The 16,593-nt window shown below is 74.2% G+C and carries 8 protein-coding genes; 4 read left to right on the forward strand and 4 right to left on the reverse strand.

What is annotated here, in order from left to right; genetic code table 11:
- Positions 1 to 81: 81 nt before the first annotated feature.
- Positions 82 to 1,821: a serine/threonine-protein kinase gene (locus ACW69E_RS01840; RefSeq protein ID WP_457496381.1), complete on the reverse strand. Its 1,740-nt coding sequence runs from the start codon at positions 1,819 to 1,821 to the stop codon at positions 82 to 84.
- Between the two features lie 437 nt (positions 1,822 to 2,258).
- Here ACW69E_RS01840 and ACW69E_RS01845 point away from each other — a divergent pair, with 437 nt between their 5' ends.
- The 4 genes from ACW69E_RS01845 (at position 2,259) to ACW69E_RS01860 (ending at position 9,402) form a co-directional block, all read left to right on the forward strand.
- Positions 2,259 to 5,498, forward strand: a complete 3,240-nt coding sequence (locus ACW69E_RS01845) for an FHA domain-containing protein (RefSeq protein WP_457496405.1) — start codon at positions 2,259 to 2,261, stop codon at positions 5,496 to 5,498.
- 192 nt (positions 5,499 to 5,690) lie between these two features.
- Positions 5,691 to 7,076, forward strand: coding sequence for an ABC transporter substrate-binding protein (locus tag ACW69E_RS01850; protein ID WP_457496382.1), 1,386 nt, complete (start codon positions 5,691 to 5,693; stop codon positions 7,074 to 7,076).
- Positions 7,077 to 7,102: 26 nt separating this feature from the next.
- On the forward strand, positions 7,103 to 8,464 hold the full coding sequence (locus tag ACW69E_RS01855; protein WP_457496383.1) for a carbohydrate ABC transporter permease: 1,362 nt from the start codon (positions 7,103 to 7,105) through the stop codon (positions 8,462 to 8,464).
- Positions 8,461 to 9,402, forward strand: coding sequence for a carbohydrate ABC transporter permease (locus ACW69E_RS01860; protein WP_457496384.1), 942 nt, complete (start codon positions 8,461 to 8,463; stop codon positions 9,400 to 9,402). Before ACW69E_RS01855 ends, ACW69E_RS01860 begins: the two co-directional genes overlap by 4 nt.
- A gap of 79 nt (positions 9,403 to 9,481) precedes the next feature.
- Here ACW69E_RS01860 and ACW69E_RS01865 read toward each other — a convergent pair whose 3' ends face one another.
- The 3 genes from ACW69E_RS01865 to ACW69E_RS01875 form a co-directional block, all read right to left on the reverse strand.
- The gene (locus tag ACW69E_RS01865; protein WP_457496385.1) at positions 9,482 to 14,494 is read right to left on the reverse strand and encodes an NAD-glutamate dehydrogenase; all 5,013 of its coding nucleotides are present in this window, start codon (positions 14,492 to 14,494) and stop codon (positions 9,482 to 9,484) included.
- Between the two features lie 339 nt (positions 14,495 to 14,833).
- Complete coding sequence (locus ACW69E_RS01870) at positions 14,834 to 15,517, reverse strand: HAD family hydrolase (RefSeq protein ID WP_457496386.1); 684 nt, start codon at positions 15,515 to 15,517, stop codon at positions 14,834 to 14,836.
- Positions 15,518 to 15,611: 94 nt separating this feature from the next.
- Positions 15,612 to 16,127: a DUF6912 family protein gene (locus ACW69E_RS01875; protein WP_457496387.1), complete on the reverse strand. Its 516-nt coding sequence runs from the start codon at positions 16,125 to 16,127 to the stop codon at positions 15,612 to 15,614.
- Positions 16,128 to 16,593: the final 466 nt, after the last annotated feature.

Consider the following 16,593-nt stretch of genomic DNA (forward strand, 5'->3'; position numbering starts at 1 on the left):
ATGGCGGCAACCACCACCTCCGGGGCGGAAATCCGCCCCGAAAGTCGACAAAGTGACCGGGTCGCCGCCTCCGGCCGTCCGTCAGTTGTTCACGGGCAGTTCCGTGGGAACGTCGGAGGGGAGTTCGGTGGGCAGCTCCTCGGCCGCGTTGCCGAACTCCGTCATCCACGTCCAGGCCTCGCCCACCCAGTCCTTGGTGTCCTCCCAGAACTGCCGGCCCTGGTCCCACCACTCGGGCAGCGGGGTGAAGTTCCAGACCAGCACGCAGATCAACGCGAAGATCAGCACCATGAACAGGCAGCCCTTGAGGCAGCCGAGCCCCGGGATGCGCATGGGGCTGGAGGTGCGCTGCCGCGGCGGGCGGGGCTCGCGCCGGGGCGCGGGCGGGCGCGGGGGCTCGTACCGCTGCGGCTGCGGCTCCGGCCGGTGCTGCGGCGCGGGGGCGTACGGCTGCTGCGGCCGCTCGCGCCGCTGCGGCTGGGGCTGCTGCTGGTGCGGGGGCTGCTGGTACTCGGACTGCTGGTACTGCTGCGGGGCGACGCGGCGCCGGGGGCGGCGGCGCAGCGGATCGTGCTCCGGGTCGAGCGGCTGGATCTGGGTCTGCTCGTTGCGGTCCCGGGCGGCGCGCAGCTGGGTCTGCCAGGGATGCGGATCCTCGGGGCCCGGACCGTCCCCGCCGGCGGGCGCACCCGGGGGCATGGGCGGCATGACCTGGGTGGCGCCCTCGTCGGAACCGCCCGCGCCGGGGCCTGACGGGCCGGCGGCGCCGGCGTGCGGCAGGAAGCTGGTGGCGGCGTCGGGGTCGTACGCGGGGGCGCCGTCGCCGGGCCGGCCCGTGGTCGGCAGCACCTGGGTGGCGTCCGAGGCGCCGGCCGGGGTCTGCCCCGGCACCGGGGCGGGCGAGGGGTCGGGGTCCAGCAGCGCGGCGACGCCCATCGCGGCCTCGGCCTGCGCGGGCGTGGCGTGCACCCCGATCCCCTCGGCGACCGTCCGCAGCGCGCGGGCCAGGTTCTCGGCGCCGGGCCGCTCCCCGGGGTTCTTGCGCAGGCAGCGCTCGATGACCGTCCACAGCGGCAGGGGCACGTTGCCGGGGCGCTGCGGCTCCTCGGTCAGATGGCGCTGGAGGAGTTCCAGCGCGGTGCCGCCGCCGAAGGGGGGACGGCCGGTGACCAGCTCGTACAGCAGGATGCCCGCGCCGTAGACGTCCACGGCGGAGGTCTGCGGCCGGCCCTCGGCGGACTCGGGCGCGACGTAGGCGGGGGTGCCGACGAACTCGTGGGTGCGGGTCAGACCCGGGGAGTCGGCCAGGCGCGCGATGCCGAAGTCGGTGAGCATCGGGCGCAGGCCCGCCGGGTCGTCCTCGGAGCCGGCGAGCAGCACGTTGGCGGGCTTGAGGTCGCGGTGGACGACCTCGTCGGCGTGGCTGGCGGCCAGCGCGTCGGCGATCTGGGCGGTCAGCAGCGCGGCGGCGACCGGCGAGAAGGGGCCGTTCTGCCGCAGGTAGCGGTCCAGGTCGGGGCCGTCGATCAGGTCCATGACGAGGGCGAGGAGTTCGCCCTCGACCACCAGGTCGCGGGTGCGGACGATGTTGGGATGGGTCAGGCGGAGCAGGACGGAGCGCTCGCGCAGGAAGCGCATCACCACGTCCGGGTCGCTCGCCAGCTCCTCCTTGAGGACCTTGATGGCCACGGTCTCGCCGGGATGCCCGGCCACGGCCGCCTCGGCGCCCGCCGTCTCCTTCTGGCGCGCGCGCCAGACGGTGCCCGTGGCGCCGCGCCCGAGCGGCTCCTCGAGCAGGTACTTGCTGCCTACCGGCCGCACGTCATGCGCTCCCTGGTTCGTCCGAACTGCCCAAGCCGCCACTGTACGGCGCTCCGGCGGCTCACTGTAGTGCCGTGTACGACGGGGCACGGGTGTGCGCGGGCGCCTGTCCGGGCCGTTCCGCCCGGTCGGCCTTCCGTCCGTCCGGCCCGTTCCCCGCCCTGTTCTCCGCGCACCGCCCCGCGCCTCCTCCTCCCCGCCGTCCGTGCTCCGTCCCCTGCTTCCTGTCGGACGCGCCGCGCGGGCGGACGGTTGCCGGTGAGCGGCCGCCCGGGGTTTCGCATCGGAGCGAAACGCACGGGGGGACGGGCAATTACCGGCCACATTTGCGTGCACAGCAGACCAATCAAGATCATTCGACGGAGGATCGTGGGCGCTGTGACAGTGGTCGGTGCGAGGATGCATCCAGCATCACGGGACTGAAGGGGCCGATGTCGATGCAGATCCGGCTGACCGTCCTCGGACCGCGCGGCGGTCACGCGGAGCAGAGCACCGGCGGTTGCGACGTGCTGGTGACCGCCCCCGCCGGCACCACCCTCTCGGCGGTGACCGGTGCGCTCGCCGCGGCGGCCGCCTCCGCCGGCGCCGCGCCCGCCGCCGGCTCCGGGGAGGCGGTGGCGGTGTTCGCCGGCGCGCAGCGGCTGGACGCCGGGCGCCAGATGCTGGGTGTGCCACCGCTGGTGGACGGCGCGGTGGTCTCCCTGTACGGGCCGACCGCGCCCTGGGGCCACGGCCTGGCCCCCGCCGGTACGCGCGCCCGGCTGCACGTCGTCGCCGGGCCGGACGCGGGCGGGGTCCATCTGCTGCGCGGCGGGCAGGTGCGAGTGGGCCGCTCCGCCGAGGCGGACGTGCCGCTGGACGATCCGGACGTCTCCCGGCTGCACTGCACCGTCACCGTGGCGGAGTCGGGGGTGGTGACGGTCACCGACCTGGCCTCCACCAACGGCACGACGGTCGACGGCGCCGCGGTCCACGACCGCCCCGTGCCGCTGCCGCCGGGCGCGACGCTGCGGCTGGGCGAGTCCGCCATACGGCTGCGGGCCGGGGCGGAGGAGCTGCCGGGCGTGCCCGCGCTTCCGGACGGGGAGGGGCATCTGCGGGTCCGCGCGGGCGGTCCCGGCACGGCCGGGCTGCTGCCGGAGCAGGGCCGGGCGCCCTCGGCCGCTCCCGCCCCGCCCGGCGCGCCCGCGGGCCCCGCCGCTCCCACCGCCGAGACGGTCAGCGGGCTGGGCCGCGCGACGCTCCCGCCCTACGGGCCCGGCGACGGCGGACCGGGCGGCCCCGGCGCGGCGGCCACCCCCTACGTCCCCGGCGGCCCGGGGGACGCCGAGGAGATCGAACACGGCCGCGCCGACCACCCCTTCCCCTCCGGCGGCGGCACCCACGGAGCCGGGATCGCGCCCCCGGGCGGCGGCCCCGCCGCCGGGCGGCCCCGGCGCGGCGGTCTGGGCGCCTGGGCCCGGCGGCTCACCGGAGGACGGCCGGAGGACGGCGGCGCGGACGCCGACGGGGCGGGGCGTGCGCGGCCCACCCCGCCCGCCGTGCCCACAGCGGCGGCCGCGCCGGGCGAGGAGCGCCGGCCCGATCCGTCGGAGATCCTGCTCACCGCGCTGGGCCCCGGCCCCCGGCTGTGGGAGCGCGGCACCGGCCACCCCGACGCGCTGACCGTCCGGCTCGGCTCGGTCCGCGGCGCGGCCGGGGCCGTCGAGCCGGTGACGGTGGATCTGCGGCGCACGGGTTCGCTGGGGCTGGCCGGCCCCCGGGCCCGGCTGCTGCCGCTGGTGCGTTCGGTCCTCGCCCAGCTCACCGCGCTGCACGGGCCGGGCACCCTGGAGATCGTGCTGATCGCTCCGGGCCGAGCGCCCCGCGGCGGCGCGCACGACGCGGCGGAGGGCGGCGACTGGTCCTGGCTGGGCTGGCTGCCGCACCTGCGCCCGGCCCACGGCCAGGACTGCCGCCTGCTGCTGGCGTACGACCGCGAGCAGGCCGCCGCCCGCACCGAGGAGCTGCTGAGGCGACTGGACGGACCGGAGCCGGGCGCGGGTGCGGGCGCGCGCCGCGGCCCGCTGACGGTCGCCGTGGTCGACGGCGACCCGGGCCCGGCCGAGCTGCGCGACGCCGTGGCCCGGCTGGCGGCGCACGGACCGGCCGCGGGCGTCCATCTGCTGTGCCTGGCCGAGACCTCGGCCGCGACCCCCACCTCCCCGCTCGCCGTGACCCTGGAGGCGGCGGCCACCGCCTCCCCCGCCTTCCGCTTCTGCGGTGCCGTCGGCCTTCTCAGCGGCGCCGTCGCCACGGCGATACGGGTGGTGGCGCGCGGCACGGATCCGGCGAACGCCCCGGTCGCGACCGTGGACGGGGTGTCCTCGGCCTGGGCCGAGCGCTTCGCCCGGGCACTGGCGCCGCTGCGCGAGGCGGACGCGGCCAGGGGCCCGTCCCCGGACCGTCCCGTGCCGCTGCCGCCGAGTTCCCGGCTGCTGGAGGAGCTGGGCCTGGCCCGGGCCACTCCCGCCGCGCTGCTGGCCCGCTGGGCCGACGATCCCGCCGGACCCGGCGCACCCGCCGGCCCGCGGGCCGAGGCCGTGCTGGGCGCGGGCCGGCACGGCCCGGTCACCGCCGATCTCGCCGCCGGCCACGGCCCCTTCCTGGTCTCCGGTCCGGCCGGTTCCGGCAAGACCGAGCTGCTGCGCTCGGCGGCCGCCTCGCTGGCGGCCGGGGAGCGGCCGGACCGGCTGGCCCTGGTCCTGGTGGACGGGGACGGGGACGGGCTGCGGGTCTGCGGGGACCTGCCGCACGCCACGACGTACCTGGCCGCGGGGGACCCGGTGCGGATGCGGGAGTTCGCCCAGGCACTGGGCGGCGAGCTGAAGCGCCGCGCGGAACTGCTCGGCGACCGCACGTACGAGGCGTACGCGGCGGAGGTGTCGCAGGCGCGGCACCATGCCGCCGGTGGAGCCGCAGGCGGCCCCGCCGCCCGGGTGGTCGCCCAGCGCCGGGCCCCGGGTGCTCCCCTGGCGAGCACGGTCCCGGGCACGGTTTCCGGCACGGGCCCCGAGTCCGGCGCCCTCAAGCTGCGGGCCCCGGGGGAGACCGGTCCCGCCGAGGCCGCCGGCGCCGCGCGACCGGAGCCGGGGCCGGGAGCGCTGCCCAGGCTGGTGGTCCTCGTCGACGATTTCGACACGCTGGTCGCCCCCGCCCTGGGCAACCCCGGCCGTCCGGCGGCCGGTTCGGTGGTCAGGGCGCTGGAGGCCGTGGCGCGGGACGGAGCGCGGCTGGGGGTGCATCTGGTGGCCGCCACCGGGCGGCCGGAGCACACCGGACGGACGGCCACCGGGCAGGGAGCGGCCCTGCGGGCCTTTCTGGGCTCCGGCGTTCCGGGCGGCCCGGAGGATCCGGGCGGCTCCGCGGAGGGGCCGCTGCCGGGGCGGGGGACGCTGCACCGGCCGGACGGCTCGGTGACCGCCTTCCAGGCGGGCCGGGTGTCGGGCCGCATACCCCGCACGGCGACTCTGCGGCCGACGGTGGTCCCGTTGGACTGGGCGCGCGCCGGGGATCCCCCCACCCGCCGGCCCGTACGCGAGCTGGGCAACGGCCCGACCGATCTGGCGCTGCTCGCCAGCGCGGTCGAGCGCGCGGCCCGCGAGGCCGGCGCCCCCGCCCCCGCCCCGCTGATGTGACATCGGATGTGACATCAACAGCCCTTTCCGAACGAGGAGTCGCGGACACAAGGTCACGAGCCCGTCACGAACGGCGAGTTGACATGTGAAGCCCTGTTGCCGGGCAATGTGTTCAGGCGTAGGACTGACCGAACGGGACGTACGGCGCGGCCGTCCGACGACCGGCTGTGCCCACAGTGGGGACGGTGAGCTATGCGCACTTCTGTCCGTACAACTCGATCGCGGGCCCGCAGAGCGGGTATCGCGCTGGCCGCGGCGCTGGCACTGTCGCTGACGGCCGCCTGCGGCGGAGGTGACGGCGGGGGCGACAAGTCCGGTGGCTCCGGGAACGGGGCGGGCGACGGACGGGAGGCCACCGTCGAGCTACCGGACCTGAAGGGGCAGAAGCTCCAGGTGGCGGCCGTGTGGACCGGCCCGGAGCAGAAGAACTTCCGCAGGGTCCTCGACGAGTTCGAGAAGCGCACGGGCGCCGAGGTCGGTTCCGTGCCGACCGGTGACAACGTGGCGACCTTCGTCGGCTCCAAGATCGAGGGCGGCGCGCCGCCGGACGTGGCGATGCTGCCGCAGGTCGGCGTGCTCCACCAGTTCGCCGAGAAGGGCTGGATCAAACCGCTCAAGGACGGGACGCGCGAGCAGCTGGAGAAGAACTTCTCCCAGGGCTGGCGGGATCTGGGGGCCCACGACGGCGAGCAGTACGGCGTCTACTTCAAGGCCGCCAACAAGTCCCTGGTCTGGTACAACACCACCGCCTTCGAGAACGCGGGCGTGAGCGAGCCGAAGACCTGGGACGAGTTCCTCGAGACGGCCCAGACCCTCTCCGACTCCGGTGTGCCACCGGTCTCGGTCGGCGGCGCGGACGGCTGGACGCTCACCGACTGGTTCGAGAACGTCTACCTCTCCCAGGCCGGGCCCGAGAAGTACGACCAGCTCGCCAGGCACGAGATCAAGTGGACCGATCCCTCCGTCAAGGAGGCGCTGACCACCCTCGGCGAGCTGTTCGGCAGGAAGGAGCTGCTGGCGGGCGGCAACCAGGGCGCGCTGCGCACGGAGTTCCCCAAGTCCGTCACCCAGGTCTTCGCCGACGTCCAGGAGCCCCAGGCCGCGATGGTCTACGAGGGCGACTTCGTCGCCGTCAACATCGGCGACACCGAGGCGGAGATCGGCCGGGACGCCAAGGTCTTCCCCTTCCCCGCCGTCGGTGAGGACTCCCCCGTGGTCAGCGCGGGCGACGCGGCGGTGGCGCTGAAGGACAGCGAGGGCGCCCACGCCCTGCTCACCTTCCTGGCCTCCACCGACGCCGCCGCGATCTGGGCGGAGCAGGGCGGCTTCATCTCGCCCAACAAGGAACTGGACCTCGCCGTCTACCCCGACGACGTGCAGCGCGACATCGCCGAGGCGCTGATCGCCGCGGGCGACGACTTCCGCTTCGACATGTCCGACCAGGCCCCGGCCGCCTTCGGCGGCACCAAGGGCGAGGGCGAGTGGAAGGCGCTCCAGGACTTCCTGGCCGACCCCGGGGACGTGGCCGGCGCCCAGCGGGAGCTGGAGGCCGCCGCGGCCAAGGCGTACGGCGACTGACGGGCCGGGACGGAGGCACGACTGCCATGTCGACCGCCACAGCGGGCGGCCCGGCGGCCCCCGGCCCGCCGGGCCCGCCCGCCCCCGTGACCCGCCGCTCCTCCATCGTCCGCACCCGGCCCTGGGCCGCGGTCTGCTTCCTGCTGCCGGCCCTGGTACTGCTGGGCGCGCTGGTGGTCTATCCCATCGTCTACTCGGTCCACCGGAGCCTCTTCGACGCCTCCGGCACCGGATTCGTCGGCCTGGGCAACTACATCGAGCTGTTCACCGACGGCGACACCCTGACGGCGATCAGGAACAACACGGTCTGGGTGATCGTCGCCCCGACCGTCTGCACCGCCCTCGGGCTGATCTTCGCGGTGCTGACCGAACGGGTGCGCTGGGGCACCGCGTTCAAGCTGATCGTCTTCATGCCCATGGCCATCTCGATGCTCGCCGCGGGCATCATCTTCCGCCTGGTGTACGAGCAGGACCCGGACCGCGGGGTGGCCAACGCCGTCTGGGTCTCGGTCCACGACACCTTCGACGAGGCCTCCGCCTGGCCCGGCGCCCGCCCGCGGCCGGACGGAGGGCTGGAGAAGGCCGGCGGCGGCTCGTACACCACGAGGTCCGCGGTGGACGCCGCGGATCCGGCGAACCTGCCGCTGGTGGGCGTGCCTCCCCAGGACCTGGCCGACGCCGCCGAGGCGTCGCCCGCACGGCCGGCGGGCGACGGCAAGGTCACCGGCACGGTCTGGGTGGACTTCGCCAAGGGCGGCGGGGGCGAGCCGAACGTCGTCGACCCGGGCGAGAAGGCCCTGGCCGGGGTGGTGGTCGAGGCCGTGCGGGACGGCAGGGTGGTGGCCACCGCCACCACCGGCGAGGACGGCGTCTTCGCCCTGCCCGCCGAGGCGGACGGCGCCCGTCTGCGGCTGCCCGCCTCCAACTTCACCGAGGCCTACAACGGGGTCGACTGGCTCGGACCGTCACTGATCACCCCGGCCATCATCGCGTCCTACGTCTGGATGTGGGCGGGCTTCGCGATGGTGCTGATCGCGGCGGGCCTGGCGGGGGTGCCGCGCGAACTGCTCGAGGCGGCGCGGGTCGACGGCGCGAACGAGTGGCAGGTCTTCCGCAGAGTCACGGTGCCGGTGCTGGCCCCCGTCCTCGCGGTGGTCCTGGTCACTCTGATGATCAACGTGCTGAAGATCTTCGACCTCGTCTACATCATCGCCCCGGGCGCCACCCAGTCCGACGCGAACGTACTGGCGCTCCAGCTGTACCTGTCCTCCTTCGGCACGGGTGCGGACCAGGGCGTGGGCAGCGCCATCGCGGTGCTGTTGCTGCTGCTGGTGGTGCCGGTGATGGTCTTCAACATCAGGCGGCTGAGGAGGGAGAACCGACGGTGAGCACTCTCTCCAAGGCGGCGTCCGGCCCCGAGCCGGCGCCCGGGCCCGCCCCCGCGCCCGTACGGCCAGAGCCGGACGGGCGGACCCGGCAGCCGCTCGGCGCGCGGATCGCCGCGTTCACCGGGCACTGGGCGGTGCGCTTCGTCCTGGTCGTGGTCGCCCTGCTGTGGCTGCTGCCGACCACCGGGCTGCTGCTGTCCTCCCTCCGGGATCCTTCCGACGTCTCATCCTCCGGCTGGTGGACGGCGCTGGGCGACTGGTCCCAGCTGACGGCCTCCAACTACCGCTCCCTGCTGGAGAACGACGCCATCACCGGCTCCCTGCTGACCACCCTGGTCATCACCGTGCCCTCCACGGTGCTGGTCGTGGTGATCGGTTCACTGGCCGGATACGCCTTCGCCTGGCTGGACTTCCCCGGCCGGGACTGGTGGTTCCTGGTCGTCGTCGGGCTGCTGGTGGTGCCGGTGCAGGTGGCTCTGATCCCGGTGGCGAAACTCTTCAACACCCTGGGGATCTTCGAGACCACCGTCGGCGTGGTGGTCTTCCACACGGCGTTCGGCCTGCCGTTCGCGATCTTCCTGCTGCGCAACTTCTTCGCCGAGATCCCGCGTGAACTGCTGGAGGCCGCTCGGCTGGACGGCGCCGGCGAGGTGCGGCTGTTCACCCGTGTCGTACTGCCGCTGGGCGGCCCGGCGATCGCGAGCCTGGGCATCTTCCAGTTCCTGTGGGTGTGGAACGACATGCTGGTGGCGCTGATCTTCGCCGACGCGGGCGATCCGCCGGTCACGGTCGCGCTCCAGCAGCAGGTGCGCCAGTTCGGCAACAACATCGACGTGCTGGCCTCGGGCGCGTTCGTGTCGATGGTGATCCCGCTGGTGGTGTTCTTCGCCTTCCAGCGGCAGTTCGTCTCGGGTGTGATGGCCGGCGCGGTGAAGTAGGGCCGGCCGGGCGCCGCACACGGTGAGGGGGGCGGCCGGCCGGCCACCCCCCTCACCGTGCTTCCCGCGCCGCGGCGCGTCAGCGGTTGCTGCGCAGCAGTGTGCGCATCGTGCGCATCGCCACCGACAGGTTCGCCAGGTCGAAGGTGTCCGACTCGCGGATCTCCTCCAGCGTGGCCCTGGCCCGTCCCAGGACGGCGGCGCTCTTCTCCTCCCACGCCGCGAAGCGCTGCTCGGGCGTGGCGCTGCCGTCCCCGGAGGCCAGTACGTCCGCGGTGAGGAGCTGGTGGGCGGCGTAGAGGTCCTCGCGGATCGCCGCGCGGGCCATCGACTGCCAGCGGTCGGAGCGCGGCAGCTCGCTCACCCTGTCCTGGAGCTCGGTGATGCCCAGCCGGTCGGCCAGGTCGTAGTAGACCTCGGCGACGTCCAGCAGTTCGCGGCCGGTGCGGTCGGCGACGGCCACCACGTCCAGCGCGGGGAAGACGGAGGAGAAGCCCGCCACCCGCAGTGCCAGGTCGCCGGGGACCCCGGCGCCGGTCAGCTCGTCCTCGACGCTCTGGTGCCAGCCCAGGTCGGCGCCCCTGAGCAGCTTGGGCAGCTGGGACCAGACCACCTCCACCCGCTCCCGGAAGACCTCGATGGTCTCGGCGAGCTTCAGCGGCTGCGGCCGGTTGTTCAGCAGCCAGCGGGTGCCCCGCTCGACCAGCCGCCTGGCGTGCAGCCGCATCCGGGTCTGGACGTCGGCGGCAACGGTGTTGTCCAGTTCCTCGACCTCGTCCCAGACCCGGGCCAGGCCGAAGATCTCCCGGGCGGCGGTGTGCGCCCGCACGATCTCCTCCGCCGAGGCGCCCGACTCCTCCTTCATCCGGTGCACCAGGGTCGAACCGCCGGTGTTGACCGTGTCGTTGACCAGGAGGGTCGTGACGATCTCGCGCCGCAGGGCGTGGCGCTCGATCTGCTCGGGGAAGCGTTCGCGCAGTGCGCTGGGGAAGTACGCGTGCGCCAGCCGCTGCAGGTACGGGTCGTCCGCCAGATCGGTGTCGGCCAGCTCCTCGGTGACGGTGATCTTGGCGTAAGCCAGCAGCACCGCCATCTCGGGCTGGGTCAGTCCGCGGCCGTGCGCCAGCCGTTCGCGGATCTGCCGGTCGGCCGGCAGGAACTCCAGCTGCCGGTCCAGCCGTCCCTGGCGGGACAGGCTGCGCATGAGGCGCTGCTGGGCGTGGAGCAGGTCGGGCGCCTGCCGCATCGCGTTGGCCAGCGCCACGTTCTGCGCGTAGTTGTTGCGCAGCACCAGCTCGGCGACCTCGTCGGTCATCTCCGCCAGGAGTCTGTTGCGCTGCTTGACGGTCATGTCCCCGTCGGAGACGACCGAGTTGAGCAGGATCTTGATGTTGACCTCGTGGTCGGAGGAGTCCACGCCCGCGCTGTTGTCGATGGCGTCGGTGTTGATCCGGCCGCCCTCGTGCGCGAACTCGATGCGGCCGAGCTGGGTCAGGCCCAGGTTGCCGCCCTCCCCGACGACCCGCACCCGCAGGTCCCGGCCGTTGACGCGGATCGCGTCGTTGGCCTTGTCGCCGACGTCGGCGTCGGTCTCGGTGGAGGCCTTGACGTAGGTGCCGATACCGCCGTTCCACAGCAGGTCCACCGGGGCCTTGAGGATGGCCCTCATCAGCTCGGCCGGGGTCATCTTGGTGACGCCGTCCTCGATGCCCAGGGCCTGGCGCACCTGCGCGCCGATGGGGATGGACTTGGCGCTGCGGGGGTGGACGCCGCCGCCGGGCGACAGCAGCGAGGTGTCGTAGTCGGCCCAGGAGGAGCGCGGCAGCTCGAACAGCCGGCGGCGTTCGGCGTAGGAGGTGGCCGCGTCCGGGTCCGGGTCGAGGAAGATGTGGCGGTGGTCGAAGGCGGCCACCAGCCGGATGTGCTCGCTCAGCAGCATGCCGTTGCCGAACACGTCCCCGGACATGTCGCCGATGCCGACGACCGTGAAGTCCTCGGTCTGGGTGTCGTGGCCGAGCTCGCGGAAGTGCCGCTTGACCGACTCCCAGGCGCCGCGGGCGGTGATGCCCATGGCCTTGTGGTCGTAGCCGGCCGAGCCGCCGGAGGCGAAGGCGTCGCCGAGCCAGAAGCCGTAGGCGGTGGCGACCTCGTTGGCGGTGTCGGAGAAGGAGGCGGTGCCCTTGTCGGCGGCGACGACCAGGTAGGTGTCGTCACCGTCGTGCCGCACCACGCGCTCGGGCGGTACGACCTGGCCGCCCACGAGGTTGTCGGTGATGTCGAGCATGCCGGAGATGAAGGTCTTGTAGCAGGCGACGCCCTCGGCCAGCCACGCGTCGCGGTCCGCCGAGGGATCGGGCAGCCGCTTGCCGACGAAGCCGCCCTTGGCCCCCACCGGCACGATCACCGTGTTCTTGACCTCCTGCGCCTTGACCAGACCCAGGATCTCGGTGCGGAAGTCCTCGCGCCGGTCGGACCAGCGCAGGCCACCGCGGGCGACCTTGCCGAAGCGCAGGTGCACGCCCTCCACCCGCGGGGAGTACACCCAGATCTCGTACGCCGGGCGGGGCGCGGGCAGGTCCGGGATTGCCTGCGGGTCGAACTTCATCGACACGTACGCGTGCGGCCGGCCCGACTCCTCGTCGCGCGGCTGGAAGTAGTTCGTGCGCAGGGTGGCCCTGATGAGGGTGAGGAAGGAGCGCAGGATGCGGTCCTCGTCCAGCGAGGCGACCTGGTCCAGCGCCCCGTCCAGCTCCTCCAGCAGGCCGTCGGTCAGCTCGTGGCCGGCACCCGTGCGGTCCGGGGAGAGGCGGGCCTCGAAGAGGCTGACCAGCAGCCGGGTGGTGTGGACGTTGCGGCGGAGGGTGTCCTCCATGTAGTCCTGGCTGAAGGGCGAGCCGGCCTGCCGCAGGTACTTGGCGTAGGCGCGCAGCACCATCGCCTGCCGCCAGGTCAGTCCGGCCGACAGCACCAGCGCGTTGAAGCCGTCGCTCTCGGCCTCGCCGCTCCAGACGGCGGCGAAGGCGTCCTGGAAGCGCTCGCGGGCGTCGCCCTCCAGGTTCTGCGCGTGGTTCGCCGGCAGCCGGAGCCCGAAGTCGTAGATCCATGCCGGGGAGCGGTCGGCGCAGCGCAGTTCGTAGGGGCGCTCGTCGACGACCTCGACGCCCATGGCCTGGAGGATCGGCAGCACCGCGGAGAGCGAGACGGGCTCGCCGGTGCGGTAGATCTTGAAGCGGCGCTCGCCGGGGCCGGCCCCGACCGGCTCGTACAGGCTGAGCGCGAAGTCGCTGACACCCTCGCCCCGTTCCAGGCCCTGGATGTACTGGAGGTCGGCGACGGCGGTGCGGGGCGGGAAGTCGGCCTTGTAGCCCTCGGGGAAGGCGCCGCCGTAGCGGTGGGCGAGCCGGGCCGCCCGCTCCTCGCCGACCTCGGCGACCAGCGCCTCGGAGAAGCCGTCGGCCCAGGAGCGGGCGGCCTCCACCAGCCGGGTCTCGATGCGCTCGGCGTCGGCGTGGGTCAGCTGCACCAGCCCGGTGCCCTGCGGGACACGGACGACGAAGTGCAGCCGGGCGAGGACGGACTCGGTGTTCCAGGCGGTGAAGTCGACGTTGGTGCCGCCCAGTTCCTCCATGAGGATGTCGGTCATCCGCAGCCGCACGGCGGTGGTGTAGCGGTCGCGCGGCAGGTAGACCAGCGCGGAGTAGTAGCGGCCGTACTCGTCCTGCCGCAGGTAGAGCCGGAGCTTGCGGCGCTCCTGGAGGTACAGCACGGAGGTGGCGATCTCGCGCAGCTCGTCGGCCGGGATCTGGAAGAGCTCGTCGCGCGGGTACGTCTCCAGGATCTGGAGCAGGTCGCGGCCGTCGTGGCTGTCGGGGACGAAGCCGGTGGATCCGATCACCTCCCCGACCTTGCGGCGGATGACGGGCACCCGGCGCACCGACTCGGTGTACGCGGCCGACGAGAACAGTCCGAGGAAGCGGCGCTCCCCCACCACGTTGCCCCCCTCGTCGAACTTCTTCACCCCGATGTAGTCGAGGTAGGAGGGGCGGTGGACGGTGGCCCGGCTGTTGGCCTTGGTGAGCACCAGCAGCCGGTGCTCGCGGGCCTTGGCGCGGACACCGGCCGGGAGGCGGTTGAAGGAGGGCGAGACCGGGTGGGCGTGGGTGTGGGCGGGCGCGTGGGGAGGTGCGGAGGCGCCGTCCGGCTCCCCGCCCGGGTCCCCGCCGCCCCGGTCCTCGTGGTGGGGGTCGGAGCGCAGGATGCCCAGGCCGGTGCCCGGGACGGCGCTGAGCAGCAGCTCCTCGGTCCCGTCCACGGTCTCGGTGGTCAGCTCGTACTCGCGGTAGCCCAGGAAGGTGAAGTGGTCGTCCGCGAGCCAGCGCAGCAGCTCGCGCGCCTCCTCCACCTCCTGTTCGGGCAGATCGCCGGCGAGCGGCTCGTCGGGCAGGCCGTCGGCGATCCGCAGCGCGGCGTTCCGCATCTTCTGCCAGTCCTCGACGGCCTCGCGCACGTCCGACAGGACGCGCCGCAGGTCGGCGGTGATCCGCCCGAGGTCCTCGCGGTCGGTCTCGCGGTCGATCTCGACGTGGATCCAGGACTCGGTGAGCGCGTCGTCCGGCAGCTCCTTCCCGGGCCGGGCGCCCGAGTCCAGGACCTGGAGCAGCCGGCCGGTGACGTCTCGGCGGACGGTGACCTGGGGGTGGACCACCAGGTGGATGCCGCGCCCCTGCCTGGTCAGCTCGTTGGTGACCGAGTCCACCAGGAAGGGCATGTCGTCGGTGACGACCTCCACGACGCTGTGGGTGCACGTCCAGCCGTTCTCCTCGACGGACGGGGTGTGGACGCGGACGTTCGCGGTGCCCTGCGGGCGCTGCTGGGCCAGCCGGCAGTGAGAGACCGCGGCCCCGTAGACGTCGACCGGGTCGCGGTCGGTGAGGTCCTCGGGAGCGGTGTGCAGGTAGTAGCGCTGGAGGTACGGGCCGAGGGCCCCGGCGTCCAGCCCCGGTACGGGTTGGCTGCCGGCGGGACCGCTATCGGCCACCCGGGCGGCTCGTTCGAGCAGCTCGGCCTTTGCTTCGTCCAGCTTGGTCTGCATGTCGTCTGGCTCCTGTCGCGCGCCGTTGCGTGACGTCAAGGCGTTGAGGGTTCTGGGGGTCTGACGCCGGCACACCAAGTGTCCGCCGGAGCGGGGCGTCATGCCCGGAGGCGGTGTGATCCGCGGCATCCCCGGCCCCGGCAGCGCCGCACGGGTGCCCGGGGTCGGAGGCGGCACTGCCTCCCGCGGGTGTCTCGCTGATCACGCGGCTAGGCTACCCCTCTCCGGCCGGACCCCGTCATGGCCAGTATGTGTACAAAACCAGGGGTCGGAGTTGGACGTTGTGGACAGCATCCGGCAGGCCTCGGAGGGCACGGCGCCGGGCGCTGTCCGGCGGGGTCACTGCCCCCCGATCACGTGCTCGGCCACCTCCACCGCCTCGGCGAGACTGTCCACCACCGGCACCCCGGCCGCCCGAAGGCTGCTCCTGCTGTGCGAGCCGCCGGTGTACAGCACGGCCCGCGCGCCCACGGCGGCGGCCGCCACCGCGTCGTCCACCGCGTCGCCGACCACCACTGTGCGGCGGGGATCGAATCCGTCGAGCGCCGCCACGTGCGCCGCCATCTGCCGGGCCTTGCCGGTGCTCGACCCGCTGCCGCCCCCGAGGTTCCCGTCGACCCGGACGAAGTGCTCCTCGATGCCGTGTCTGCGCACCAGCGGCACCAGGTGGTCGTGCGGGGCCAGGGAGCACAGCGACTGGGTCAGCCCGGCCTCCCGCCGCGCGGCGAGCAGTTCCGCCGCGCCGTCGGCAAGCCCCACCTGCTCGACGCGCGCGAAGTAGTGCCGGTGGAAGACCTCGTCCATCCCGGCCCACTCCTCGTCGGTGGGCAGCCTCCCCATCAGCCGCTCGTAGAAGCGCGGCACCGGTACGCAGTACAGCTCCCGGTAGCGCTCCAGTGTGATGGGCGGCAGCCCTATCTCGGCGAAGGCCGCGTTGGTCGCGGCGATGACCGCGTCGATGTCGTGCAGCAGTGTGCCGTTCCAGTCCCACACGATGTGGGCTCTCCCCGTGCCCGAGTCCATACCCACGACGGTAAGGGGTGGGTGTGACAGGCGACAGGCGCGGCCGGTGCGCCCGGGCCCCGGGACCGGGCCGGGGCGCCGGCCGGGAGCGGGCTCAGGCCGGCTTCTCCACGATGTCGCCGATCTCCTGGGTGGCGTACCACAGCAGCTCGTGGTCGTCCGCACCGTCCACCGTGAAGCGGGCGTCGTCGTCTCCCTGGTCGGCCGCGCCCAGCGCCTGTGCCGCCGCGGCGACGTCCGCCTCCGCCTCGTCCCCGTCCACGTGCACGGCGGCGGCCCGGTCCAGCGGTACGGCCCGCTCGATGCGCACCTCGCCCAGCGCGGCCGGGTCCAGACCGCGGTCCGGATCGGCCACGGCCTCGCGGTCGGGCACGTCGAGGGCGACCACGACCCGGCGGCGCGGGGCGTCCGGGGCGACGGCCAGGAGCCGCAGCGAGGCCTGCGCGGCGCGGCCGAGCGCGGCGTACTCCAGCTCCTCGACGTCGTCCGAGACGTACCACTCGCGCAGCCCGGGGGTGACCGCGTAGGCGGTCAGCGGGCCGGGGCCGAGCTCGCCCGCCCGGTGCGCGGCCGCCAGGCCGGGCAGGGTGAGGGGGACATAGACGCGCATCGCCACCACTTTCGTGTAAGGCCGCTCCGGGTGCCCCGACAGCATACGGCGGCTCCCGCGCGCCGGATTCCCCCGGCCCCGTTCCGCCCCGCTCGCCCACATCGGACGACGGCGCAGGTCAGCGGCCCCTGCCGTCAAGCCCCGGCGGATTCTCCATCGGACAGGTGAAACACACGGAGTCCGCCGCCACCGCCCGGTGGTCGTTGCCGCCCGGCGGGCGGCCCAGTAGAAACCGGGGTGGAAGTTACCGCCCAGTAGGCATATCGACGTGCGGGATGCCGCACCAGACCACGGGGAGAGACCATGCCGCCCACCAGCCGTACCGCCCCTCCCGGCCGCCGGGACTCCCGGCGGGCCGCCCCCGCCGCCCCGCGGGCCGCCCCGCCCCGCCCACGCCCCCCGCGGCCCCCCCACAGGGTGGCGCCCCCCCGGGGGCGCGTGCCCATCGGGAGAGCCCCCCGCAGAA

Source organism: Streptomyces sp. SS8 (genome assembly GCF_054072955.1).

What these genes read in the sequence shown, in the direction of transcription:
- ACW69E_RS01870 (WP_457496386.1), bottom strand. Translation starts at nt 15,517, where the DNA reads ATGGACTCGGGCACGGGGAGAGCCCACATCGTGTGGGACTGGAACGGC.
- ACW69E_RS01865 (WP_457496385.1), bottom strand. Translation starts at nt 14,494, where the DNA reads ATGCAGACCAAGCTGGACGAAGCAAAGGCCGAGCTGCTCGAACGAGCC.
- ACW69E_RS01855 (WP_457496383.1), top strand. Translation starts at nt 7,103, where the DNA reads ATGTCGACCGCCACAGCGGGCGGCCCGGCGGCCCCCGGCCCGCCGGGC.
- ACW69E_RS01875 (WP_457496387.1), bottom strand. Translation starts at nt 16,127, where the DNA reads ATGCGCGTCTATGTCCCCCTCACCCTGCCCGGCCTGGCGGCCGCGCAC.
- ACW69E_RS01850 (WP_457496382.1), top strand. Translation starts at nt 5,691, where the DNA reads ATGCGCACTTCTGTCCGTACAACTCGATCGCGGGCCCGCAGAGCGGGT.
- ACW69E_RS01845 (WP_457496405.1), top strand. Translation starts at nt 2,259, where the DNA reads ATGCAGATCCGGCTGACCGTCCTCGGACCGCGCGGCGGTCACGCGGAG.